This window comes from Streptomyces sp. NPDC052109, assembly GCF_040680195.1.
GTDB lineage: Bacteria > Actinomycetota > Actinomycetes > Streptomycetales > Streptomycetaceae > Streptomyces.
The window spans coordinates 1-26,902 of the sequence record NZ_JBFAWF010000027.1; the positions used below are offsets into that span (position 1 = coordinate 1).

4 protein-coding genes are annotated in these 26,902 nt (G+C 75.4%); all 4 read right to left on the reverse strand.

The genetic code is table 11. The annotated features are described in order from the left end of the window. On the reverse strand, positions 1-1,128 hold a 1,128-nt coding region (locus tag AB0L59_RS35985; RefSeq protein WP_365590920.1), incomplete at its 3' end, for a beta-ketoacyl synthase N-terminal-like domain-containing protein. 41 nt (positions 1,129-1,169) lie between these two features. Further along, positions 1,170-16,553, reverse strand: coding sequence for a type I polyketide synthase (locus AB0L59_RS35990; protein ID WP_365590921.1), 15,384 nt, complete (start codon positions 16,551-16,553; stop codon positions 1,170-1,172). A gap of 67 nt (positions 16,554-16,620) precedes the next feature. Beyond that, positions 16,621-21,372, reverse strand: coding sequence for a type I polyketide synthase (locus AB0L59_RS35995; RefSeq protein ID WP_365590923.1), 4,752 nt, complete (start codon positions 21,370-21,372; stop codon positions 16,621-16,623). Continuing rightward, positions 21,372-26,768: an SDR family NAD(P)-dependent oxidoreductase gene (locus AB0L59_RS36000; RefSeq protein ID WP_365590925.1), complete on the reverse strand. Its 5,397-nt coding sequence runs from the start codon at positions 26,766-26,768 to the stop codon at positions 21,372-21,374. The genes AB0L59_RS35995 and AB0L59_RS36000 overlap by 1 nt, the downstream gene beginning before the upstream one ends. Positions 26,769-26,902 lie beyond the last annotated feature (134 nt).

A 26,902-nucleotide genomic window follows, 5' to 3' on the forward strand; every position in this document is an offset into this window, starting at 1 on the left:
CGCGACACCGGCAGCGGCCTGCGTGTGCCCGATGTTCGACTTGACCGACCCCAGCCACAACGGCACCTCACGCTCCTGACCGTAGGCCGCCAGCAGCGCCTGCGCCTCGATCGGATCACCCAGCGTCGTACCCGTCCCATGCGCCTCCACCACGTCCACGTCGGCCGCCGACAACCGCGCCGCCGCCAACGCCTGCCGGATCACCCGCTGCTGCGACGGACCGTTCGGCGCGGTCAGACCGTTGGACGCACCGTCCTGATTGACCGCGGAACCACGCACAACCGCCAGCACCGGATGACCGTTCGCCCGCGCGTCCGACAACCGCTCCAGCACGAGTACCCCCAGCCCTTCGGAGAAGCCGGTGCCGGTGGCGTCGTCGGCGAAGGAGCGGCAGCGCCCGTCCGGGGAGAGGGCGCCCTGCCGGCTGAACTCCACATAGGTGCCCGGGGAGGCCATCACCGTCACTCCCCCGGCCAGCGCCAGGGTGCACTCCCCCTGCCGCAGGGACTGGGCGGCCAGGTGCAGCGTGACGAGCGACGAGGAGCAGGCCGTGTCGACGCTGAGGGTCGGGCCCTCCAGACCGAGTGTGTACGCGACCCGGCCTGAGACGATGCTGCCGGATCCGAAACTGCCGAAGTAGTCGTGATACATGACACCCGCGAACACACCGGTGCGGCTGCCGCGCAGGGACACGGGGTCGATCCCGGCGTTCTCGAGCGCCTCCCAGGACCCTTCGAGCAGCAGGCGCTGCTGGGGGTCCATGACGAGGGCCTCGTTCGGGCTGATACCGAAGAACGCGGCGTCGAAGTCGCCCGCGTCGTGCAGGAATCCGCCCTGCCGGGTGTAGGAGCGTCCGGGCACGCCGGGCGTCGGGTCGTACAGGTCCGGGTCCCAGCCGCGGTCGTCGGGGAACGGGGTGATGCCCTCGCGGCCGTCGGCGACCAGGCGCCACAGGTCCTCGGCGGAACGGACACCGCCCGGGTAGCGACAGGCCATGCCGACGATCGCGACCGGTTCCCGGGCCGCCGCGGTCAGCGCGCGGTTGCGTTCCCGCAGCCGCTCGATCTCCTTCAGCGAGGCGCGCAGCGCCTCGACCGTCCTGGTGTCCGGCTTCTCGGACTCGGCCATGGTCCTCTTCCTTGTCGCAGGGACGCCGTCGCAGGGCGTCGTCACAGGGCGTCGTCGTCCCCGACGAGATCGTCGAGTGCCATGCTGATCAGGCTCTCGGCGTCCATCGTGTCGATCGGTGCGCGGCCGGGTCCGGCGGCCGCCGGCTCGGGCGCGGGGCGCAGTCCGGCCAGTTCGAGCAGGCTGTCCAGCAGGCCGGCCTCGCGGAGCCGCCCCACCGGGATGCCGGCGAGCGCTGCCCGCACGGTGTCCTCCTCGTCGCGCGGCCCGTCGCCGGTGCGCGGGGCCAGCTCGGCGGCGAGGTGGTCGGTGAGCGCGGCCGGCGTGGGGTGGTCGAAGACGAGCGTGGCGGTCAGCCGAAGTCCGGTGGCCTCGTTGAGCCGGTTGCGGAACTCGACGGCGGTCAGCGAGTCGAACCCGAGGTCCTTGAAGGGCAGTTCGTCGTCGATCTCCTCGATGCCGAGCACCGACCGGGTCTCGTCGCGGACCAGCCGCAGTAGACGTTCGGTCCGTTCCTCGGGTGCGAGCGCGGCCAGTTCGCGGCGCAGCGCCGACGACAAGGCCGACGCCCCGGGCCCGGTCCGGTGCGGTGTGCGTACCAGGGAGCGCAGCAGCGGGGCGACACGGGTGGCCTCGCGCGGGGCGAGGTCGAGGCGGGCCGGCAGCAGCACCGGTTCGGCGCGGCCCACGCCCGTGTCGAACAGGGCGAGCGCCGCCTCGGCGTCGAGGGCGAGCACGCCGCCGGAGGCCATGCGGCGGGCGTCGGTGTCGCCGAGCCGGTCGGCCATGCCCCCGCTGCCCGCCCAGGCTCCCCAGGCCAGCGAGACCGCGGGCAGTCCGAGCGACCTGCGGTGGGCGGCGAGGCCGTCGAGGAAGGCGTTGCCCGCGGCGTAGCCGGACTGGCCGGGGCTGCCGAGCAGCCCGGCCGCGGAGGAGAACAGCACGAACGCCGTCAGCGGGCGCTCGCGGGTCAGTTCGTGCAGGTGCCAGGCGGCGTCCAGCTTCGGCCGCAGCACGGTGTCCAGCCGCTCGGGCGTGAGCGAGGTCAGGACGGCGTCGGCGAGGACGCCCGCCGTGTGGACGACCGCGGAGACCGGGTGGTCGTCCAGGACCCGGGCGAGGGCGGCGCGGTCGGCGGCGTCACCGGCGACGACTGTCACCTGCGCGCCGAGCCCGGTCAGTTCCTCGCGCAGCTCGGCCGCGCCGGGTGCCTCGGGTCCGCCTCGGCTGAGCAACACCAGCCGCTCGGCGCCGTGCGCCGTGACCAGGTGCCGCGCCACCAGCCGGCCCAGGGCGCCGGTGCCGCCGGTGACGAGGACGCCGCCGGACCAGTCGGCCGGGGCGGGTTCGTCCAGGCGCGGCGCCCGCACCAGCCGGGGCACGCTCGATCCGCCCTCCCGCAGCACCAGTTGGGGCTCGCCGGTGGCGACGGCGGAGGGCAGCAGCCGCCGGGAGGCGTCGGAGTCGTCCAGGTCGGCGAGGACCAGGCGGTCGGGGTGCTCGGACTGGGCGGAGCGGATCAGGCCCCACGCGGCGGCGGCGCCGGGGTCGGTGACGTCTCCGGGGCCGGTCGCTCCGCATGTCGCCACCACCAGGGTGCAATCGGCGAACCGGCCGTCGGCCAGCCAGTCCTGCACCAGCACGAGCAACTCGCCCACGCCGGCCCGGATCTCCTCCGCTCCGGCGCCCCCGGCATGCGCGACCAGCAGGGTGTCGGGGTCCTGTGCGGCGGCCTCGGCGAGGTCGGCGGCGACGGCGACCTGGGCCACCTCGCCCGCCAGGGCGGCCGCCAGCTCCTCGCGGGCGGCGCCGAGCACGGTCCACCGCCCGGCCTGTGGGGCCGCGGGCACGGAGAGGGGCGCCCACTCCAGGCCGAAGAGGTCGTCGTGTCCGCCCGCGGCGGCAGCGGCGATCCGCTCCGGGTCCACTTCCCGCAGGGACAGCGACGCCACCCTCGCCACCGGCCGGCCGGTCTCGTCGGCGGCCTCGATGCGTACCGCCCCGGTTCCCGCCGGCGCGATCCGCACGCGCAGGGCGGTCGCGCCGCTCGTGTACAGCTCCACTCCGCTCCAGGCGAAGGGAAGCGACATGCGCTCCTCCGCTCCCGCACGCAGCCCGATGGTGTGCAGGGCGGCGTCGAACAGCGCCGGGTGCAGTCCGAACACGGCGGCGTCGGTGGGCACGGCGACCTCGGCGTACGCCTCCTCGCCGCGCCGCCAGGCCGCCCGCAGCCCCTGGAAACGCGGCCCGTAGGCGGCGCCCAGTCCCGCCAGCCGCTCGTAGACGCCGTCCAGGTCGACCGGTTCGGCACCGGGCGGCGGCCAGGCGGCGAGGTCGCGGACGGGGCGTTCCCCGGCGGGCCGCAGTACGCCGGTGGCGTGGGCGGTCCACGGGTCGCCGTCGGCCGAGGCGGCGTACACGCGGAAGGCGCGGGCGCCGGTCTCGTCGGGCTCGCCGACCGTGCACTGGACGCGTACGGCACCGCCCTCGGGCAGGGCCAGCGGTTCGGCGACGGTCAGCTCCTCCACCGTCCCGCAGTCGACGCGGGCGCCGGCGGCGAGGGCCATCTCGACGAAGGCGGTGCCGGGGAGCAGCGGCACCCCGCCGACGCTGTGGTCGGCCAGCCACGGCTGGTCGGCGAGGGAGAGGCGGCCGGTGTACAGGGTGCCGTCGGCGCCGGCGAGGTCGACGGCGGTGCCGAGCAGCGGATGGTCGGCGGCCCGGCGCGGCAGGCCGAGGTCGCCGGTGACCCAGTAACGGCTGCGCTGGAAGGCGTACGTCGGCAGGCCCGAGCCGTCGCGGTGGGGCAGCAGGTCGGTCCAGTCGACGGCGCCGCCGTGCACGTGCAGGGCGGCGAGCCCGCTGAGCAGGGCCTCGGTCTCCTCGCGGTCCTTGCGCAGCAGCGGTACGACGGGCGTCCCGTCGGGCAGGCACTCGCCGGCCGCGGCGGTCAGCGCGCTGCCCGGGCCGACCTCGGCGAAGTGCCGTACGCCCGCCTCGCGCAGGGCGGTGACGGCGTCGGCGAAACGCACGGCTTCGCGGGCGTGCCGCACCCAGTAGTCGGGCGTGGACAGCTCGTCGGCGGCGGCCGGGGCGCCGGTGAGGGTGGACACCAGCGGGATGCGCAGGGTGCCGTACGACAGCGATGCGGCGACCTCGCGGAACTCCTCCAGCATCGGCTCCATCAGGGCCGAGTGGAAGGCGTGGCTGACGGCCAGCTCCTTGGTGCGCTCGAAGCGTGCGGCCAGGGCGCGGGCCGGTCCGGCGGGGCCGGAGACGACCACGGACGTGGGGCCGTTGACGGCGGCGATGCCCACGCCGTCGCCGAGCAACGGGGCGACCTCGTCCTCGGTGGCGCGTACGGCGATCATCGCGCCGCCCTCGGGCAGGGCCTGCATCAGGCGTCCCCGGGCGGCGACGAGGGTGCAGGCGGCCTTCAGGTCGAGCACGCCCGCGACATGGGCGGCGGCGAACTCGCCGACGGAGTGTCCGGCGATCAGGTCGGGCCGGACGCCGAACGACTCCAGCAGCCGGTGGAGGGCCACTTCCACGGCGAACAGCGCGGGTTGGGTGTACTCGGTGCGCTCCAGCCGTTCCGCGGAGTCCAGGACGTCGGTGAGCGGCCGGTCCAGCAGCGGATCCAGCTCGGCCCGCACCTCGTCGAAGGCGGCGGCGAAGGCGGGGAACGCCGTCGCGAGGCGAGTCCCCATGCCGGGCAGTTGCGAGCCCTGGCCGGAGAAGAGGAAGGCGAGCCGGCCATCGGTGGCGGTGCCGAGGACACCGGTCCGCAGCGTGCGGCCCTCCGCCAACGCCCTTACCCCTGCGCTCAGTTCGTCGCGGGTGCGGCCGAGGACGGCGGCGCGGTGGCCGAGCCGGGTGCGGGCGTGGGCGAGGGCGCCGGCGAGGCGGTGCGGGTCGGCGTCCGGGACGGCGGACAGGTGGTCCAGCAGCCGGGCGGCTTGAGCACGCAGGGCGTCCGGGGTGTGGCCGGAGAGCAGCCACGGCACGGTGTCGGTCCGCGGGCCGTCCGGTTCCCGAGCGGGCTCCGCGGTGGGCGCGGCCTCGACGATCACGTGGGCGTTGGTGCCGGAGATGCCGAAGGAGGAGACGCCGGCGCGGCGCGGGCGGCCGGGGTCGGGCCAGGGGCGGTTCTCGGTGAGCAGCCGGACGTTGCCGCCCTCCCACTCCACGTGCCGGGAGGGCCGGTCGACGCCGAGGCTGGCCGGCAGGGTCTCGTTGCGGATGGCCTCGACCATCTTGATGACACCGGCGACACCGGCGGCGGCCTGAGTGTGCCCGATGTTGGACTTGACCGAGCCGAGCCACAGCGGATGGTCCTCGGTGTGCTCGGCGCCGTAGGTGGCGATCAGCGCCTGGGCCTCGATGGGGTCGCCGAGGGTGGTGCCGGTGCCGTGCGCCTCGACGACGTCGACCTCGGCCGCCTCCACGCCGGCCGCCTGCAGGGCGCGGCGGATGACCCGCTGCTGGGCGGGGCCGTTGGGTGCGCTGATGCCGTTGGAGGCGCCGTCCTGGTTGACGGCGGTACCGCGCAGCACCGCGAGGACCTTGTGGCCGTTGCGGCGCGCGTCGGAGAGCCGCTCCAGCAGCAGGACGCCGGCGCCCTCGCCGAAGCCGGTGCCGTCGGCGGCGTCCGCGAAGGGCTTGCAGCGGCCGTCCCGGGACAGCCCCCGGTGCCGGCTGAACTCCACGAAGGTGCCCGGGGTCGCCATGACGGTCACTCCCCCGGCCAGCGCCAGCGAACAGTCGCCCTGGCGCAGCGACTGGGCGGCCAGGTGCAGCGCCACCAGCGACGAGGAGCAGGCGGTGTCGACGGAGAGCGTCGGCCCCTCCAGGCCCAGGGTGTAGGCGACCCGCCCGGAGACCACACTGCCGGATCCGAAGCTGCCGAAGTAGTCGTGGTACATCACGCCGGCGAACACGCCGGTGTCGGAGCCACGCAGCCCGGCGGGGTCGATGGAGGCGCGCTCCAGGGCCTCCCAGGACGTCTCCAGCAGTAGCCGCTGCTGGGGGTCGGTGACCTCGGCCTCCTCGTCGTCCATGGCGAAGAACGCCGGGTCGAAGTCGGCGGCGTCGTACAGGAAGGCACCGTGCCGGGTGTAGCTGGTGCCGGGCCGGTCCAGGGTCGGGTCGTAGAGGTTGTCGACGTCCCAGCCACGGTCGGCCGGGAACTCCCCGACGGCGTCCCGGCCGTCGGCCACCAGCCGCCACAGGTCCTCCGGCGAGGCGACGCCGCCGGGGAAGCGGCAGGCCATGCCGATGACGGCGATCGGCTCGTCGGCGGCGGCGCCCCTGGTCCCGGTGCGGGTGGCCGCCTGGGCCAGGGTGCCGGTGAGTTCCCCGAGCAGGTGGCGGGCGAGTTCCGCGGGGGTGGGGTGGTCGAACACCAGGGTGGCGGGCAGCCTCAGGCCGGTCGCCGCGGTGAGCCGGTTGCGCAGTTCCACGGCGGCCAGCGAGTCGAAGCCGAGTTCCCGGAAGGCCAGGGTGCGGCCGACGTCCTGGGCGGAGCGGTAGCCGAGGATGGTCGCGACATGGCTCCGCACGAGTTCGGTGAGGAACGGCTCGCGCTCCGTCTCCAGCAGCCCGGCGAGCCGCTCCCGCAGCGCGTCGGCGCCGCCGGCCGCGCCCTGCCCGGTGGCCGCACCGGCCCGGCGCACGGGTACGAGGGCGCGGAACAGCGGGGCCAGGCCCTCCCCCTGGGCCCGGAGGGAGGCCAGGTCCAGCTTGACGGGCAGCACGGCGGGCTCGTCGCCGCACAGGGCCGCGTCGAAGAGGGCGACGCCTTCCGCGGTCTCGAGGGGAGCGACACCACCGCGGGCGATGCGCGTGAGGTCCGTCTCGTCGAGGGTGCCTGTCATGCCGCCGGCCTGCGCCCACAGACCCCAGGCCAGGGAGTGCGCGGGCAGCCCGAGGGCCCGGCGGTGCACGGCGAGCGCGTCGAGGTAGGCGTTGGCGGCGGCGTAGTTGGCCTGGCCCGGCGAGCCGAGCGCGGCGGCCGACGAGGAGAACAGCACGAACGCCGACAGGTCCAGGTCCGCGGTGAGTTCGTGCAGGTTCCAGGCGGCGTCGACCTTCGGCCGGAACACCGTGTCGATGCGCTCCGGGGTCAGGGAGGTGAGCACGCCGTCGGCGAGGACGCCGGCCGCGTGGATCACGGCGGTCAGCGGCCGGTCGCCCGGTACGGCGTCCAGGACGGCGGCGAGCGCGGCCCGGTCGGCGACGTCGCAGGCGACGCTCGTCACCTCGGCGCCCAGCCCGGTGAGTTCGGCGACGAGGTCGCCGGTGGCGCCACTGCGGCTGAGCAGCAGCAGGTGGCGCACGTCGCGCTCGGCGACCAGGTGGCGGGCGAGGATCCGGCCGAGGGCGCCGGTGGCGCCGGTGAGCAGGACGGTGCCGGTGCCCAGGCCGGCACCGGTGGCGTCCTCCGGCTCCTCCCTGGTGACGCGGGCCAGGCGGGGTGCGGTCCAGGCGCCGTCCCGGAACGCCACATGCGGCTCGCCCGTGGCCACGGCCTCGGCGACCTGCTCGGCGTCCAGGTCCTGTTCGGCCTCGACGAGCACGAGTCGGCCGGGGTTCTCCGACTGGGCCGAGCGGACCAGGCCGCCGGCCGCGGCTCCCGCCGGATCGCTCCCGGCGACGACCACCAGGGTGCGGTCGCCGTCCACGAGCCGGGTGCGCAGCTCGTCGAGGACCGTGTCGACGGCCGCCCGGGTCTCGGCGGCGCTCACCCCGGCCGGGGCACGCACCACCTCCGGTGCCGGAGCGCTCGCCGCGGCCGGCGCGGCGGGCACCCAGTCGACCCGGTACAGCGCGCCCGCCCGGGCGGTGCGGGCCGCTGCCCGCAGCGCTTCGGTGCGCAGCGGTCGCAGGGTGAGCGAGTCGACCGAGGCGACGGGCGCGCCGGTGGGATCGGCGAGGGTGAGGGAGACGGTGCCCTCGCCGGTGGTCCGGACGCGGACGCGCAGGGCGGTCGCTCCGGTGGCGTACAGCCGTACCCCGGACCAGGCGAAGGGCAGCAGTGCCTCGTCGCCCGCGGCGTCGGTGAGGCCGACGGTGTGCAGGGCGGCGTCCGACAGAGCGGGGTGCAGCCCGAAGCCGTCGGGTGCGGCGTCGGTTGCGACCTCGGCGTACAGTCCGTCCTCGGTGCGCCAGGCCGTGCGCAGCCCCCGGAACAGCGGCCCGTAGCCGAGGCCGAGGCCGGCCAGTTCGTCGTAGAGACCGTCGAGGCCGATGGCTTCCGCGTCCTGCGGGGGCCAGGCGGTGAGGGTGTCGGCCTCGGCGTCGGCCGGGAGGGTGCCGGGCGGGGCGAGCAGGCCGTCGGCGTGCCGGGTCCAGGGCAGTTCCTCGTCGGTGCTCTCCGGACGCGACCAGATCGACACCGGTCGAGTGTCGCCCTCGGGCGCGCCGACGACGACCTGCAGCTGGACGGCGCCGTGGTCGGGCAGGACCAGCGGGGCGTGCAGGGTGAGTTCCGCGATGTCGCCGCAGCCGACCTGGTCGCCGGCCCGCAGGGCGAGCTCCAGGTGACCGGTGCCGGGGAAGAGCAGCCGACCGCCGACGCGGTGGTCCTCCAGCCAGGGCTGGATGGCCGGAGAGAGCCGTCCGGTGAGGACGGCACCCTCGCTGTCGGCCCGAACCATCGCGGCGCCGAGCAGGGCGTGGTCGGTGGGGGCGAGCCCGGCGGAGGTGACGTCGGCTGCGCTCGCGGTGCTGTCGAGCCAGTACCACTCGCGCTGGAAGGCGTAGCCGGGCAGCGGGACGCGGCGCGGCCGGCGGCCCTCGGCGACGGCCGCCCAGTCGACGCCGGCCCCCTGGGTGAACGCCTCGCCCAGGGCGGTCAGCAGCCGGTCCCGGCCGCCTTCGTCGCGGCGCAGGGAGCCCACGGCGGCCACGGCGTCGTCGGTCTCCTGGATGCCGACGGTCAGCACGGGGTGCGGGCTGGACTCGACGAACAGCTGGTGGCCGTCGGCGACGGCCGCGCGCACCGCTTGCTCGAAGAGCACCGTTCCGCGCAGGTTGGTGTACCAGTACCCGGCGTTCAGTTCCGTGGTGTCGATCGGGCCGCCGGTGACGGTCGAGTAGAACGGCACCTGGGTGGCGCGCGGTTCGATCCCGGCGAGAACCCGGGCGAGGCGCTCGCGGAGCGGCTCGACGTGGGCGCTGTGGGAAGCGTAGTCCACGGGCAGGCGTTTGGCGCGGACCTTCTCCTTGCGCAGCAGGGCGAGGAGTTCGTCGAGTGCGTCGCGGTCTCCGGACACCACCGTGGAGGCCGCGCCGTTGACGGCGGCGACCGACAGCCGGCCGTCCCAGGCCTTGAGGCGGGCGCGGACCGCGTCGGCGCCCTCGCCTACGGACATCATGCCGCCCGAGCCGGAGAGCAGCTCGGCGATGGCCTGGGAGCGCAGCGCGACGACGCGGGCGCCGTCCTCCAGGGACAGCGCGCCGACCGCGCAGGCGGCGGCGATCTCGCCCTGGGAGTGGCCGATCACGGCGGCCGGGGTGACGCCGTACGCGCTCCACGTGTGCGCCAGGGACACCATGACGGCCCACAGCAGCGGCTGGACGACGTCGACACGGTCGAGATCGCCGCGCAGCTCCGTGGGGAAGTCCCAGTCGGTGTACGGCGCGAGGGCGGCGGCGCACTCGGCCATGCGGGCCGCGAACACCGGGGATTCGTCGAGGAGTTCGGTGGCCATGCCGGACCACTGGGAGCCCTGGCCGGGGAAGACGAACACGGGTCGGGCGCGGCCGGGCGCGGTGCCCAGGACGAGGTTGCGGGCGGTGCTGCCGTCGGCCAGCGCGGCCAGGGCGCCGCGCAGTTCGGCCGGGTCGGCTCCGGTGATCGCGGCCCGGTGCGCGAAACGGGCGCGGGTCGTGGCCAGCGACCAGGCGACGTCGGACGGATCGAGCCCGGGGTGGGTGTCGAGGTGGCCGAGGAGCGCGGCGGCCTGGCCGGCGAGCGCTGCGGGCGTCCTGGCGGTGAGCAGCCACGGGACGGCGAGGCCGGCGGGGCCGGTGCGCTGCGGCTCGGCGGGGGCGGGCGGTGCCTGTTCGAGGATGACGTGGGCGTTGGTGCCGCTGATCCCGAACGAGGACACACCGGCCCGGCGGGGCCGACCGGGCTCGGGCCAGTTCCGCTGCTCCGTCAGCAGGCGCACCCGGCCGGCGTCCCAGTCGACCTTCGTGGACGGCGCGTCCACGTGCAGGGTCTTCGGCAGCACCCCGTGCCGCATCGCCATGACCATCTTGATGACGCCGGCGACACCGGCGGCGGCCTGCGTGTGCCCGATGTTGGACTTGACCGAACCCAGCCACAGCGGCTCGTCCCGCTCCTGGCCGTAGGTGGCCAGCAGCGCCTGCGCCTCGATCGGGTCACCCAGCGTCGTCCCCGTCCCGTGGGCCTCCACGATGTCCACGTCGGCGGTGGTGAGGCGGGCGTTCTCCAGGGCCTCGAGGATGACGCGTTCCTGGGCGGGGCCGTTGGGGGCGGTGAGGCCGTTGGAGGCGCCGTCCTGGTTGACGGCCGTGCCGCGGACGACGGCGAGGACGTCATGGCCGTTGCGGCGGGCGTCGGAGAGCCGTTCCACCACCATGACGCCGACGCCCTCGCCCCACACGGTGCCACCCGCCGCGTCGGCGAAGGCGCGGGTACGGGCGTCGGCGGCGAGCGCGCCCTGCCGGCTGAACTCGATGAACGTCTCCGGAGTGGCCATCACGGCGACGCCGCCGACGAGGGCGAGGCTGGACTCGCCCTGCCGCAGCGACTGGGCGGCCAGGTGCAGTGCGACCAGCGAGGAGGAGCAGGCGGTGTCGACGGACAGCGAGGGGCCTTCCAGGCCCAGCGTGTAGGCGACGCGTCCGGAGATGATGCTGCCGGAGCCGAAGCTGCCGAAGTAGTCGTGGTACTGGACGCCGGCGAACACGCCGGTGCGGCTGCCCTTGAGACTGTGCGGGTCGATGCCTGCGCTCTCCAGCGCCTGCCAGGACACCTCGAGCAGCAGCCGCTGCTGCGGGTCCATGACGAGGGCTTCCTTGGGGCTGATGCCGAAGAACGCGGCGTCGAAGTCGCCCGCGTCGTGCAGGAATCCGCCCTCGCCGACGTAGGAGGTGTCGGGCCGCTGCCGGGTGGGGTCGACGATACGGTCCACGTCCCAGCCCCGGTTGGCCGGGAACGGGGTGATGGCGTCGGTGCCGTCGGCGACCAGCCGCCACAGGTCCTCGGGGCCGCGGACGTCGCCCGGGTAGCGGCACGCCAGACCGACGATCGCCAGCGGCTCGTCCGCGCGGGCCTTGACGGTACGACGGCCGCGCCGGGCCCCGGCGCGCGCGCCGCCGACCAGGGTGCCGAGGTGGCCGGCGAGCGCCTCGGGTGAGGGGTGGTCGAAGACGAGGGTGGCGCCGAGGCGCTGGCCCAGCTCGGCGGAGAGGGAGTTGCGCAGCTCGATGGCGGCGAGGGAGTCGAAGCCGAGGTCCTTGAAGGCCCGGTCGGTCTCCACGCTGTCCGGGTCGGCGTGTCCGAGGACGGCGGCGACGTGGGCGCGGACAGTGTGCAGCAGTGCCTCGGCGCGCTCCTCGTCCCCGAGGGCGGCCATCCGCTCGGCGAAGGTGGCGTCGGCACCCTCGGCGGCGGCCTCCCGGCGCACCGCCCGGCCGGCCAGTGCGCGGAACACCGGCGCGAGGCCACTGCCCTGGGCGCGCAGCGCGGGCATGCTGAGCCGCACCGGTGCCAGGGCGGGACGCCCGGCGCGCACCGCCAGGTCGAACAGGGCGGTGCCCTCCTCGGCGGACAGGGCCGTCATGCCGCCGCGCGCCATGCGGGCGCGGTCGGCCTCGTCGAGGGAGCTGGTCATGCCGCCGGACGGGGCCCACGGCCCCCAGGCCAGCGACAGCGCGGGCGCGCCCTGGGCGCGGCGGTGGGCGGCGAGGGCGTCCAGGAGGGCGTTGGCGGCGGCGTAGTTGCCCTGGCCCGGGGCGCCGACGGTGCCGGCGACGGACGAGAACAGCACCAGCGCCGCGCCGTTCGCGGTCAGTTCGTGCAGGTGGAGGGCGCCGAGCGCCTTCGGCGCGAGGACCGAGTCGATCCGCTCGGGGGTGAGCGAGGAGACGACGCCGTCGTCCAGGACGCCGGCGGCGTGCACGACCGCGGTGAGCGGGTGCTCGGCCGGGATGCCGGCCAGGACGGCGGCGAGGGCCTCCCGGTCGGCGACGTCGCAGGCGTGGGCGGTCGCGGTGGCGCCGAGGCCGGCGAGTTCGGCGATCAGGTCGCCCGAGTCGCCCGAACGGCTGAGCAGCGCGAGGTGGCGGACGCCGTGCGCGGTGACCAGGTGGCGGGCGAGCACCGGGCCGATGCCGCCGGTGGCGCCGGTCAGCAGCACGGTTCCGCCGGGATCGAGGATCAGCTCAGCTGATTCTCCCGGTACGTCGGCCCGCACGAGCCGGGCCGCACGGGCGGTGCCGGAGCGCAGGGCGATCTGCGGTTCGCCGGAGGCGAGGACGGCGGGCAGGACGGGGCCGGCGTCCGTGCCCGGTTCGAGGTCGAGCAGCACGAACCGGTCGGGGTTCTCCGACTGCGCGGACCGTACCAGCCCCCAGACGGCGGCCCCGGCCAGGTCGGGCACGTCCTCCCCGGCGACGACGCCCACCGCGCCGTGGGTGACGACGGCCAGCGGGCGGGGGTCGTCGTCCTGGAGTGCCGCGAGCGCCCGGTGCAGCGCCTCCCGCACGGCGTCGGCGTCCGTCCCCGGAGTGCTGTACAGCACCCGGTGCTCGCTGTCCGGAGCGTCGCTGTGCAGGGGTACCGGCTGCCAGTCGAGGGCGAACAGGGCGTCGGCGGTCGTGTCGCGGGCGGCGCGCAGATGGGTGAGCGGGCGGGAGGCGAGCGAGGTGACCGTGGCGACGGGCGCTCCGGTGGCGTCGGCCAGGTCGACGGCGAAGGCGTGCGGCCCGGTGGGTACCAGCCGGGCGCGCAGCACGGAGGCGCCGACCGCGTGCAGGGTGACGCCCGCGAACATGAAGGGCAGCCGGGCCGTGTCGTCGGCGGATCCGTCGCCGAGCAGGGCGAGCGAGTGCAGGGCCGCGTCGAAGGCGGCCGGGTGCAGGCCGAAGCGGGGCGCTTCGGCGGCGGACCGCTCGGACAGCCGCACCTCGGCGAAGACCTCGTCGCCCCGCCGCCAGGCCGCTGTCAGCGCCTGGAAGACGGGGCCGTACTCCAGACCGGCGGCGGCGTGCCGCTCGTACAGGCCGGCGGTGTCGAGAGGTTCGGCGTCCGCCGGGGGCCAGACGTCCAGGCGGGTGCCCGGGGCGTCGGTGGCGACGGCGAGGAGGCCGGAGGCGTGCAGGGTCCAGGGCTCGTCTGCGGGCAGGGCCTCGGCGCGGGCGTACACGTGCACGGTACGGGCGCCGGACGCGTCCGGTGCCCCGACGGCGACCTGGACGCGTACGCCGTCGTCCGGGGGCAGCACCAGCGGTACTTCCAGGGCTAGTTCCTCCAGGCGGCCGCAGCCGACCTGGTCGCCGGCGCGGACGGCCAGCTCGACCAATGCGGTGCCGGGGACGACGACCGAGCCGCCGACGACGTGGTCGGCGAGCCAGGGGTGGGTGCGCACCGCCAGCCGGCCGGTGAGCACGGCGCCGTCGGAGTCGGCGAGCACGGTGGCCGCGCCGAGCAGCGGGTGGTCGGCGGAGTCCAGGCCGGCGGAGCCGACGTCGCCGACCGGTGCGGCCGTCTCGGGCCAGAACCGTTCGCGCTGGAAGGCGGTGGTGGGCAGGTCGACGGTGCGGGCGCCGGTGAAGAGTGCGGTCCAGTCCACCGCGGCCCCACCGGCGTACATCTGTGCCACGGCGGTGAGGAGGGTCTCGGTCTCGTCGCGGTCGCGGCGGGTGGCGGCGGCGAGCACGGCGTCGGTGTCCGTGCCGTCGGCGGCCAGGCACTCGCGGGCCATGGCCGTCAGCACGGCGTCGGGGCCGAGTTCGAGGAAGCGGGTGACGCCCGCGGCACCGAGGGAGCGCATCCCGTCGTGGAAGCGGACCGCCTCGCGCACGTGGCGTACCCAGTAGCCGGGCGTGGCGAGGTCCTGCGGGGCGAGGGCGCCGGTGACGTTGGAGACCACCGGGACGGTGGCCCGGTGGAAGGTCAGGGACTCCACGACCGCCCGGAAATCGGTCAGCATCGGCTCCATCAGCGGCGAGTGGAAGGCGTGCGACACCTTCAGGCGCCGGCTCCTGTCGAAGCGCGCGGCGACCGCCTCGGCCTCGTCGGCATCGCCCGAGAGGACCAGGGAGTCGGGGCCGTTGACGGCGGCGATGCCGACCCGCTCGGTGAGCAGCGGGCGGACCTCGTCCTCGCCGGCGCGTACGGCGATCATCGCGCCGCCCTCGGGCAGCGCCTGCATGAGCCGGCCGCGCGCGGCCACCAGCGTGGTCGCGTCCTTCAGGTCCAGGACGCCCGCGACATGGGCGGCGGAGATCTCGCCGATGGAGTGGCCGGCCAGGTAGTCGGGGGTGAGGCCCCAGGACTCCACCAGCCGGTACAGCGCGACCTCGAAGGCGAACAGCGCGGTCTGGGTGCGGGCGGTCCGGTTCAGCGGCTCGGGGTCGTCGCCGAACATCACCTCGCGCAGGTCGTCGCCGAACAGCGCGCATATCTCGTCGACGGCACGGGCGAACACCGGGAAGTGCGCGTACAGTTCGCGGCCCATGCCGGCGCGCTGCGCACCCTGCCCGGTGAACAGGAAGGCGGTCTGTCCCTTGCGGACACGGCCGTAGGCGGCGCCCTGACCGCCCTCGGCGACGCGGGCCGTCGCCGCCATGAGCGCGTCGCGGTCGGTGCCGAGGACCACGGCGCGGTACTGGTGGGCGGTGCGGGTGGCGGCCAGGGAGTGCGCGACGTCCACCGGGTCCGGCTCGCCGGCGGTGGCCACCAGGCGGGCGGCCTGCTCGCGCAGGGCACGTTCGGTCCGCCCGGACAGCACCCACGGCACCAGTGGCGGCGCCGTACGAGGCCCGGCTTCCGCCGGTTCTTCGGAAGGCGCCTCCTCCAGGATGGTGTGCGCGTTGGTGCCGCTGGCGCCGAAGGAGGAGACGGCGGCCCGGCGCGGGCGGCCGGGGTCCGTCCAGGGCCGGTTCTCGGTCAGCAGCCGGACCTGGCCCTGGCTCCAGTCGACCTTGGTGGAGGGTTCCTCGGCGAACAGTGACTTGGGCAGGACCCGGTTCCGTATCGCCATGACCGCCTTGATGATGCCGGCGACGCCGGCCGCAGCCTGGGTGTGCCCGATGTTGGACTTCACCGAGCCGAGCCACAGCGGGGCGTCCGCGGGCCGGTCCTGGCCGTAGGTGGCGAGCAGGGCCTGGGCCTCGATCGGGTCGCCCAGCGTGGTGCCGGTGCCGTGCGCCTCCAGCAGGTCCACGTCGGCCGGGCCGAGCTGTGCGCCGGTCAGCGCGGCGCGGATGACGCGCTGCTGGGACGGGCCGTTGGGCGCGGTCAGGCCGTTGGAGGCGCCGTCCTGGTTGACGGCGGAGCCACGGACGACGGCCAGCACCTCGTGGCCGTTGCGGCGGGCGTCGCTGAGCCGTTCCAGCACCAGCATGCCGGCGCCCTCGCTCCAGCCGGTGCCGTCCGCCGCGTCCGCGAAGGACTTGCAGCGGCCGTCCAGGGCGAGGCCGCGCTGCCGGGAGAAGGCGATGAAGTTGCCCGGCGTGGACATCACGGTGGCGCCGCCCGCCAGGGCGAGGGTGCACTCCTTGGTGCGCAGCGCCTGTACGGCGAGGTGCACCGCGACGAGCGCGGAGGAGCAGGCGGTGTCGATGGTGACGGCCGGGCCCTCCAGGCCCAGGGTGTAGGAGATGCGGCCGGAGATCACGGCGGCCAGCACGCCGGTGCCGAGCGCCGCCTCGCTGTCCTCGGGCATTTTCGCCAACAGGTCCTTGTAGTCCTGGCCGTTGGTGCCGGCGAACACCCCGATCCGGGCGCCGTGCGCGGAGTCGGGGGCGATCCGGGCCCGCTCCAGGGCCTCCCACGACACCTCCAGCAGCAGCCGCTGCTGGGGGTCCATCGCGACCGCCTCGCGGGGGCTGATGCCGAAGAAGTCCGGCTCGAACCCGGCCGCGTCGGCCAGGAAACCGCCGCGCTTGACATAGGTCCTGCCGGTGGCGTCCGGGTCGGGGTCGTAGAGCGCTTCGACGTCCCAGCCCCGGTCGCCGGGGAAGTCACCGATGGCGTCGGTGCCGTCCTGGACGAGCCGCCAGAACCCCTCCGGCGTGGTCACGCCGCCGGGGAAGCGGCAGCTCATCCCGACGATGGCGATGGGTTCCCGGTCCTGGGTCTCCACCTCGCGCAGCCGCTGACGGGTCTGGGCCAGGTCGGCGGAGACCCGCTTGAGGTAGGAGAGCAGCTTTTCGTCGTTGGTCATCGGGTGTCGCCACTCCTGTGCGAAGAGGTGGACTGCGGTGGGGCCGGGGTGTCGGGGGAGGGTGGGGTCACGCCGAGCCGAGTTCGTTGTCGATGAAGGCGAAGACGTCGTCGGCGGAGGCGTCCTCCAGCCGTCCGGCGACGCCGGCGGCGTCCTGGCCGAGGGTCTTGTTCAGATCGCTGAGCAGGGACTGCAGGCGGGTGGTGATCCGGCCCTGCTCGATGTCCTCGGCGGTGAGGTCGCCGAGCCGGGCCGCGACCCGGTCGAGTTCGGCGACGACCGAGTCCACCGAGGTGCCGGTGCCGGCGAGTTCGGTGCCCAGGTACTTGGCGAGGGCGGCCGGCGTGGCGTAGTCGAAGATGAGAGTGGCCGGCAGCGGCACCCCGGCCGCGCTGCTGATCCGGTTGCGCAGGTCGACCGAGGTGAGCGAGTCGAAGCCGAGGTCGCGGAACGCGGTCGTCGGCTCGACCGCGTCGGCGCCGGCGTAGCCGAGGACCGCCGCGGCCTGCCCGCACACCAGCTCCTGCAGCGCGCGCTCGCGTTCGCCGCCGGTGAGGCCGGCGAGCTTCTCGGCGAAGCCGTCGACCGCGCCCGCCTCGGCGCCCCCGCCCGTGCCGCGCCGGGCCTCGGGCAGCGCGGACAGCAGGGCGCTGGGCCGGCTCGAGGTGAAGGCGGGCGCGAACAGGGACCAGTCGACGTCGGCGACGGTGACGGTGGTGTCGCCGCCGGCCAGGGCGCGGCCGAGCGCGGTGAGAGCGCGCTCGGGGTCGAGGAGGGACATGCCCATGGCGCGGGCGGCCGAGCGGACGGTGCCGTGGGCGGCCATGCCGTCGCCGCCCCACGGTCCCCAGGCCACCGAGGTGGCGGGCAGTCCGGCCGCCCGCCGGTGCTCGGCGAGCGCGTCCAGGCAGGCGTTCGCGGCGGCGTAGTTGGCCTGTCCGGCGCCGCCGACGGTGGCGGTCAGGGAGGAGAACAGCACGAACGCCGACAGGTCCCGGTCCGCGGTCAGTTCGTGCAGATGGCGGGCGGCGTCGGCCTTGGGGGCGAGGACGCCGGTGAACCGCTCGGGGGTGAGGGCGTCCAGGACGCCGTCGTCGAGCACGCCGGCCAGGTGCATCACGGCGGTGAGGGGGTGCTCCTCGGGTACGGAGTCCAGCAGCGCGGCCAGTGCCTCGCGGTCGGCCACGTCGCAGGCGGCGAGGGTCACCTCCGTGCCGGCCCCGGTGAGTTCGCGGACGAGGTCGGCGGCGCCGGGCGCGTCCATGCCGCGGCGGGAGGCCAGCAGCAGGTGGTCCGCGCCCTCGGCGGCGAGCCAGCGGGCCACGGCCGTACCGACCGCGCCGGTGGCCCCGGTGACCAGGACCGTGCCGGACGGCTTCCAGGGCGCGCCGGCGCGGGCCGGGGCGTGTTCCAGCCGCCGACCGTAGGCACCGGACTCGCGGATGACTACCTGGTCCTCGCCGCCGGCCACGCCGAGCAGCGCGGCCAGCCGGGCGACGCTCTGCGGACCGAGCTCGGCGGGCAGGTCGACGAGTCCGCCCCACCGGTCGGGGTGCTCCAGGGCGGCGACCCGGCCGAGGCCCCACACCTGCGCCTGGGCGAAGCCGGTGACGGTGGCGGCGGTGCCGTGGGCGACGGCGTCGCGGGTGACGCACCACAGCGGGGCGGTGATCCCGGCGTCCCCGAGGGCCTGCACGAGAGCGGCGGTGGCGGTCAGTTCGGTGACGGGCGCCAGCAGGGACAGCACCCCGTCCACGCCGCCCCGGTCCGCGAGCAGCTCGGCCAGCCCGGCACGGCCGACGGACTGCGGTGCGGTGACGGTGTCGATCCGCAGGCCCCGGTCGGCGAGCCCGGTCAGGACGGTGGCCGTCCAGGGGTCGGCGGCGGCGGGGACGACGGCCAGCCAGTGGCCGCCGAGCGCCGGGGTGGCGGCGGGGGCCAGCGGCTCCCAGGTGACCCGGTGGCGCCAGCCGTCGGCGGCGGCGTTGGCCTGCCGCTGCTCGTGCCAGGCGGCCAGGGCGGGGACGACGGCGGCGACGGACGTCTCGTCGGGGACGCCGAGCGTGGCGGCGACGGCGGTCACGTCCTGGTCCCGCACCAGCTCCCAGAACGGGTCGTTCGCGTCGCCGCCCGCGCGGGCCGCCGCCGAACGCTCGGCCTGCAGGATGGGGGCGTCCTCCCAGTGCCGGTCGCGGCGGAACGGGTAGGTCGGCAGATCGACCTTGCGGCCCCCGGCGAACACGACCCGCCAGTCGGGGCCGGTGCCGGTCAGATGCAGTCGGCAGACGGCGTCCACGAGGGCGGCGTCCTCGTCCCGGTCGCGGCGCTGGGTGCCGATCACGTCGGGCACCACGTCCTGCGCCATGTTGGTGAGCACCGAGTCGGGGCCGATCTCCAGGAAGCGGGTGGCGCCCTCGGCGGCCAGGGTGGTGACCCCGTCGTGGAAGCGGACGGCCTCGCGGACGTGCCGCACCCAGTAGTCGGGCGAGGTCAGTTCGTCGGCCATGCGCCCCGTGACGTTCGAGACGACCGGCAGGGCGGGCTCGTGGAAGGTGAGGCCGGACACCACCTCACGGAACGCCTCGAGCATGGGGTCCATGCGGCCGGAGTGGAAGGCGTGCGAGACCTTCAGCCGGGTGGTCTTCTCCACCTTCGCGGCGACGGCGAGTACGGCTTCCTCTTCGCCCGAGACGACCACAGCACGGGGGCCGTTGACGGCCGCGATGTCGACGCCGTCGGTGAGCAGCGGCGTGACCTCGGCCTCGGAAGCGAGCAGGGACACCATGGCGCCGCCCGCGGGCAGGTCCTGCATGAGCCGGCCGCGTGCGGCGACCAGGGCGACCGCGTCCTTCAGCTCCAGGACACCGGCGACGTGCGCGGCGACGACCTCGCCGATGGAGTGCCCGGCGAGCAGGTCGGGCCGGATGCCCCAGTGCTCCAGCAGCCGGTACAGGGCGGTCTCGAAGGCGAACAGGGCGGCCTGTGTGTAGACGGTCTGGTTCAGCGGCGCGGCCGCCGGGTCCACGGCGTCCTCGAACATCACCTCACGCAGCGGACGCTCCAGGTGCGCGTCGAAGGCGGCGCAGATCTCGTCGAAGGCGGTGGCGAACACCGGGAACGCGGCGTGCAGGGTGCGGCCCATGCCGGGCCGCTGGGAGCCCTGGCCGGAGAACAGGATGCCGAGCCGGCCGGGCGCGGGGGCCGACACGGCCGCCTGGCTGCCCTCGGCGACGGCACGCAGACCGGCCAGCAGCTCGTCCCGGTCGCGGCCGGTGACGGCGGCCCCGTGGGTGAACCGGGCGCGGGTGGTGGCCAGCGAGTACCCGACGTCGTACGCGTCCAGGTCCCCGGCGACGGCGAGCAGCCGTTCCGCCTGCCGCCGGACGGCGTCGGACCCCTTGCCGGACAGGACCCACGGGACGACGGGCAGCGCGGCGCGCACCGGGGCGGGCTCGGCCTCGGCGGGCGGCGCCTGCTCCAGGATGGTGTGCGCGTTGGTGCCGGAGATGCCGAAGGAGGACACGCCGGCGCGCCGGGGGCGGCCGTCGGGGGTGTCCCAGGGGCGGGGCTCGGTGAGCAGGCGGACGTCGCCCGCGCTCCAGTCGACGGCGGCCGAGGGCTTCTCGACGTGCAGGGTGCGGGGCAGGGTGCCGTGGCGCATCGCCATGACCGTCTTGATGATGGCGCCGACGCCCGCGGCGGCCTGCGGGTGGCCCATGTTGGACTTGATGGAACCGAGCCAGACCGGCCGGTTCTCCGGCCGGTCCTGTCCGTAGGCGGCGATGACGGCCTGGGCCTCGATGGGGTCGCCGAGGGTGGTGCCGGTGCCGTGTGCCTCGACCGCGTCGATGTGGTGCGGGGCGAGCTGCGCGTCGGCGAGCGCCTGCTGGATGACGCGGATCTGGGCCGGCCCGCTGGGCGCGGTCAGGCCGTTGGAGGCGCCGTCCTGGTTGACGGCGCTGCCGCGAACCACGGCGAGCACCTCGTGGCCGTTGCGCAGCGCGTCGGACAGCCGCTCCACGAGCAGCATGCCGGCGCCCTCGGCCCAGGCGGCGCCCGCGGCGTCGTCGGAGAAGGAGTGGCAGCGCCCGTCGGGGGACAGCGCGCGGCGCTCGCTGAACTCGATGAACATCTCGGGGCTGGCCATGACGGCGGCACCGCCCGCGAGCGCGAGGGAGCACTCCCCCTTGCGCAGCGACTGGATCGCCGAGTGCAGCGCCACCAGCGAGGAGGAGCAGGCGGTGTCCATGGTGACCGCGGGGCCCTCCAGGCCCAGGGTGTAGGCGATGCGGCCGGAGACGATGCTCCCGGAGATGGTGCCGCCGATGTAGTCGTGGTGCATCAGACCGACGAAGACACCGGTCGGGGTGCCCTTGACCGTGGTGGGGTCGATGCCGGCGCGCTCGAAGGCCTCCCAGGTGACCTCCAGCAGCAGCCGCTGCTGCGGGTCCGTTCCGGGCGCGTCCTTGGGGCTGATGCCGAAGAACGCCGGGTCGCACTCGGCTGCGTCGTGCAGGAAGCCGCCGTGGCGGACGTAGGACTTGCCGGGGGCGCCGGGCTCGGGGTCGTAGATCGCCTCGACGTCCCAGCCGCGGTCGGTGGGGAACTCGGTGACGACGTCGATGCCCTCGTCGACGATGCGCCACAGGTCTTCCGGGGTGCGCACGCCGCCGGGGTAGCGGCAGCCCATCCCGATGATGGCGACGGGCTCGCGGTCCTGCTCCTCCAGCTCCCGTACGCGGCGGCGGCTTCGCTCCAGCTCGGTCGTGGCCCGCTTGAGGTACTCGCGGAGCTTGCCGGCCGTGGCCGAGTCTTCCATCACTGGGCTCCCAGTTCGTTGTCGATCCTGGCGAAGAGTTCTTCGTCGCTGGCTTCCCGGAAGTCCGCCGGCGCCTCGGGCGCGGTGCGACGTCCGTGGGTGTCCTGCCAGCTGCGCAGCAGCGCTTCGAGGCGCGCGGTGACGCGGGCGTGGCTGCCGCCTTCGTCGGGCAGGTCGTGCAGGGCGGCTTCGAGGCGGTCCAGCTCGGCCAGCGCGGACCGGGTGAGGTCGGCCGGTCCGGGCACGAGCGCGGTCTTGAGGTGGGTGGCGAGGGTCAAGGGGGTGGGCTGGTCGAAGACGAGCGTGGCGGGCAGGGTGAGGCCGGTGGCGCCCGCGAGGAGGTTGCGCAGTTCGACGGCGGCGAGCGAGTCGAAGCCCATCTCCTGGAAGGCGCGCCCTGGGTCGACCGACTCGGACGAGGGGTGGCCGAGTACACCGGCGACGTGGGTGCGGACCAACTCGAGCAGGGCGCGGTCCCGTTCGGAGTCCGCCAGCGGGGCCAGCCGGTCGCGCCAGGAGTCGGCGGGGGCGCCCGCGGCGGGCTCGGTGCCGCGCCGCCGGGCGGGCCGCACCAGGCCGCGCAGCAGTGCGGGTACGCCCTCGGGCCGGGCGCGCAGCGCTGCGGCGTCCAGGCGTACGGGCACCAGTACGGCGTCCTCGGCTCCGAGTCCGGCGTCGAAGGTGCGCAGTCCCTGGGCGGGGGTCAGCGGCGGAAGCCCGAGCCGGCGCAGCCGTTCCAGGTCGGCGGCGCCGATGCCGGCGCTCATGCCGCCGGAGCCGGACCACAGGCCGTAGGCGAGCGAGACGGCGGGCAGGCCGAGTGCGCGGCGGTGGGCGGCGAGGCCGTCGAGGAAGGTATTGGCGGCTGCGTAGTTGGCCTGCCCGCCGCCGACCAGCAGACCGGCGGTGGAGGACAGCAGCACGAAGGCCGCCAGGTCCTTGTCGCGGGTGAGCTCGTGAAGGTTCCAGGCGGCGTCCACCTTGGGCCGCAGCACCCGGTCGACCTTGTGCGCGTCCAGAGTGGCCAGCACGCCGTTGTCGACGACGCCGGCGGCGTGCACCACGGCCCGTACGTCGTGCCCGTGCTCGGCGAACAGCGCGGCCAGGTCGGCTCGGTCGGCGGCGTCGCACCGGGCGAGGGTCACCTCGGCCCCCAACTCCCTCAGCTCTTCCCGCAGTTCGGCCGCACCGGGGGCGTCCGCGCCGCGCCGCCCGGCCAGCAGCAGGCGCCGTACGCCGTGCTCGGTCACCAGGTGACGGGCGATCAGGGCACCGAGGCCGCCGGTGCCGCCGGTGATGAGGACGGCGCCCTCCGGGTTCCGGACGGGCGGGCCACCGGGCTTGGCACGGGCCAGTCGCGGCACCCGCACCTCGCCGTCGCGCACGGCGACCTCCGGTTCGCCGGAGGCGACGGCCGTGGCGAGGGCGGGACCTGGGGCGGCACTGCCGTCGCTGTCGACGAGCAGGAACCGGCCGGGGTTCTCGGCCTGGGCGGCGCGTACGAGCCCGTACAGGGGGGCGTGGCTGAGGTCGCCGCTGCGCAGGAGGACGGCGAGCCGCCGGTCCGCGCGGCGCTCGTCGTCCAGCCAGGTGCGCAGGGTCTCCAGGGTGGCGTTCACCCGGTCCCGTACCAGGGCGGGCAGGTCGGCCGCGGCATCGGACGCGGTCGGTACGGCCAGCACGACCAGGTCGGGCGCCGGGCCGGCGGCGAGGAGGGCGGCCAGGTGGGGGTGGTGGGGCGCCTCAAGGCCGGTGTCGTCGCCACAGACGGCCAGGGCGGGCACGCCTGCGGACACGGGGCCGGGCGCCGGGACCAGGTCTACCCGGTACAGCGGGTCGTCGCCGTCCCCGGCGAGTTGCTCGGCGGAGACGGGGCGGGCCACGAGGCTGCGCACGGTCGCGACCGGCGCGCCGGTCGCGTCCGCGAGGGTGAGGGTGACGGAGTCGGGTCCGGACGGGGTCAGGCGCAGGCGCAGGGTGTCGGTCCCGGCGCGGTGCAGGGTGACGCCGCCCCAGGCGAACGGCAGCACGGCCTGGCCGCCGGGGAGGTCGAGGAGGTTGACGTGCAGGACGGCGTCCAGCAGTGCGGGGTGCACGCCGAACGCGGCGGCGGTGGCGCGGGCACTCTCGGGCAGGGCCGCCTCGGCGAACAGTTCGTCCCCGCGCCGCCACATGGCGCGCAGCCCCTGGAAGGACGCGCCGTACCCGTAGCCGGCGCGGGCCAGGCCGGGGTACAGGCCGTCCAGGTCGACGCGTTCGGCGCCCTCGGGCGGCCACGCGGTCAGGTCGGCCTTGATCCCCTCGTCTGCGGGCGCGGGGGTGAGAACGCCCGCGGCGTTGCGAGTCCACGGGGCATCTGGGCTGTCGGCGCGGCGGGACCACACGGTGAGTTCCCGCCGCCCGTCCCGCTCGCCGCCGACGGCGACCTGTACGGCCAGTGCGCCCTGCTCGGGCAGGATCAGCGGGGCGTGCAGGGTGAGTTCGTCGACGCTGTCGCAGCCGGTGCGCTCCGCGGCCTGCAGCGCCATCTCGACGAAGCCGGTGCCGGGCAGCAGCACGGTTCCGTGTACGGCGTGGTCGGCGAGCCACGGGTGGGAGGCGAGGGAGAGCCGGCCGGTGAGGACCGCTCCCCCGGTGTCGGGCAGGTCGGTCGCGGCGGTGAGCAGCGGATGGCCGGTCGCGCTCTGCCCGAGGCCGTCGGCGTCGCCCCGGCCGCCGGCGCCGGCCTCCAGCCACAGCCGTTCGCGCTGGAAGGCGTAGGTGGGCACGTCGATGCGCCGGGCGGCGTGCGGGGCGAAGAAGGCCCTCCAGTCGACGGCGGTACCGGCCGCGTGCAGCCGGGTCACGGCGGTGACCAGGTCCCGCTCCTCGTCACCGTCGCGCCGCAGCCCGGCGACGGTCACACTGTCCTCGGGAACGCAGTCCGCGGCGAGGGCGGTGAGGGCGGCGTCCGGGCCGACCTCGAGGAACGTCCGGACGCCCAGCTCGTGGAGGGCGGCCATGGCGGGGGCGAAGCGGACGGGCCGGCGGACGTGGTCCACCCAGTACTCGGGGCTGGTCAGTCGACCGGGGCCGGCGAGGGCGCCGGTGAGCGTGGAGACGATCGGGATACGCGGCTCGTCGAAGGTGCACGTGGCGGCGGCCTCGGCGAAGCCGGCCAGCACGGGCTCCATCAGCGGCGAGTGGAAGGCGTGCGACACCTTCAGCTTCTTGCTCCTGTCGAAGCGGGCGGCAAGCGCGTCCACGGCGTCCGCGGCACCCGAAATCACCACCGATCTCGGGCCGTTGACGGCGGCGATGTCCACCCGGTCGTCCAGGTGGGGCGCGACGTCGTCCTCGGTGGCGCGCAGGGCGGCCATGGCGCCGCCGGCGGGCAGGGCCGCCATCAGGGCGCCCCTGGCGAGCACGAGCCGGACGGCGTCCGGAAGGGACAGGACGCCGGCGACATGGGCGGCGGCCAGTTCACCGACGGAGTGTCCGGCCAGGTAGTCGGGGGTCACGCCCCAGGACTCCAGAAGCCGGTAGAGGGCCACTTCGGTGGCGAAGATGGCGATCTGCGCGTAGTCGGTACGGGTCAGCAGGTCGGCGTCCGTGTCGATGACGTCGGCGAGCGGCCGTTCCAGGCTCCGGTCGGCGAGGGCGCACACCGCGTCGAAGGCCTCCGCGTACACCGGAAAGGCCCGGTGCAGGTCCCGGCCCATGCCGGGCCGCTGCGCTCCCTGACCGGTGAACAGGAAGGCGGTCCTGCCACCGACCGGGTTGAGCGGCGTCGCGGTGGCGAGCTGGGCGAGCAGTTCGCCGGGGTCCCGGCCGACCGCTACGGCACGGTGCTCGAAGTGGGTGCGGGTGGTGGCCAGCGACAGACCGAGGTCGGCGGGGCGCGTGCCGGGGTGCGCGTCGAGGTGGTCGCGCAGGCGGGCGATCTGCCCGGCGAGGGCCTGCCTCGTGCGCCCGGTGACGATCCAGGGGACGCAACCGTCCTGCCGTGCGGGCAGCGCGTCGGCTTCCCGCGCGGGCGCCTGCTCCAGGACCACGTGCGTGTTGGTGCCGCTGATGCCGAAGGAGGAGACGGCGGCGCGGCGGGGCCGTCCGGTCTCGGGCCACGGGCGCCGCTCGAGGACCAGTTCGACGGCGCCCGCGCTCCAGTCCACCTGGTCGGTGGGGGCATCGACGTGAAGCGTCGGCGGTACCTCACCGTGCCGCATGGCCAGCACCATCTTGATGACCCCGGCGACGCCCGCGGCGGCCTGGGTGTGTCCGAGGTTGGACTTGACCGAGCCCAGCAACAACGGCCGCTCGGCGGGGTGTTCCTTGCCGTACGTCGCCAGCAGCGCCTGCGCCTCGATGGGGTCGCCGAGGGAGGTGCCGGTGCCGTGTGCCTCGACCACGTCGACGTCCGCGGCGGTGAGCCCCGCTCCGGCCAGCGCCTGGCGGATGACCCGCTGCTGGGAGGGGCCGTTGGGCGCGGTCAGCCGGCTGCTGGCGCCGTCGGAGTTGACCGCGCTGCCGCGGATCACGGCGAGCACCGGGTGGCCGTTGCGCTGGGCGTCGGCGAGCCGTTCCAGCAGCAGCATGCCGGCGCCCTCGCCCCAGCCGGTGCCGTCGGCCGCCGCCGCGAACGCCTTGCAGCGGCCGTCCGGGGAGAGTCCGCGCTGCCGGCTGAAGTCGATGAACGTCTCGGGTGTGGACATCACGGTGACGCCGCCGGCCAGGGCGAGCGAGCACTCGCCCGACTGCAGCGCGCGCACCGCCCAGTGCAGAGCGACCAGGGAGGAGGAGCAGGCGGTGTCGACGGTGACCACCGGGCCCTCGAGACCGAAGGTGTAGGCGATGCGGCCGGAGGCGATGCTGGCGGCGCTTCCGTTGGCGAGGTAGCCGTCGAGGTCGTCGGGGACGGAGGTGAGGCGGGTCGCGTAGTCGTTGTACATCACGCCGGCGAACACGCCGGTGCGGCTGCCGCGCAGGTCGGCCGGGACGATGCCGGCCCGTTCGACGGCCTCGTGGGAGGTCTCCAGCAGCAGCCGCTGCTGCGGGTCCATGGCGAGGGCCTCGCGGGGGCTGATGCCGAAGAAGTCGTGGTCGAAGTCGGCGGCGTCGTGCAGGAATCCGCCGGTGCGGGCGTAGGTCCTGCCGGTGGCGTGCGGGTCGGGGTCGTACAGGGCGTCCACGTCCCAGCCGCGGTCGGCCGGGAAGTCGGACACCGCGTCGGTCCCCGACGCGACCAGTTCCCACAGTTCCTCGGGCGTGGTGACGCCGCCCGGATAGCGGCATCCGGTGCCGACGACGGCGACCGGGCCGTGTGCGCGTTGCTCGTTCTCGCGCAGCCGCCGCCGCGCCTCCCGCAGGTCCGCGGTCGTCCGCCTGAGATAGTCGAGCAGTTGCTCTTCGTTGTTCACCAGCGCGCCATCCGATCGAGATCGAAGTGAGGGCCTCGGCCGTGCGGACAGCTTCCGGACGGTTTCCGGTCCGCTTCCCCTCCGCTGTCGGAGGCTAGGCAGGCGGCGATGACGCAGGACACCCCTACAGCCCC

Excerpts from the sequence above, each read along its gene's own strand:
- AB0L59_RS35995 (WP_365590923.1), bottom strand. The coding sequence starts at position 21,372 with ATGGAAGACTCGGCCACGGCCGGCAAGCTCCGCGAGTACCTCAAGCGG.
- AB0L59_RS35990 (WP_365590921.1), bottom strand. The coding sequence starts at position 16,553 with ATGACCAACGACGAAAAGCTGCTCTCCTACCTCAAGCGGGTCTCCGCC.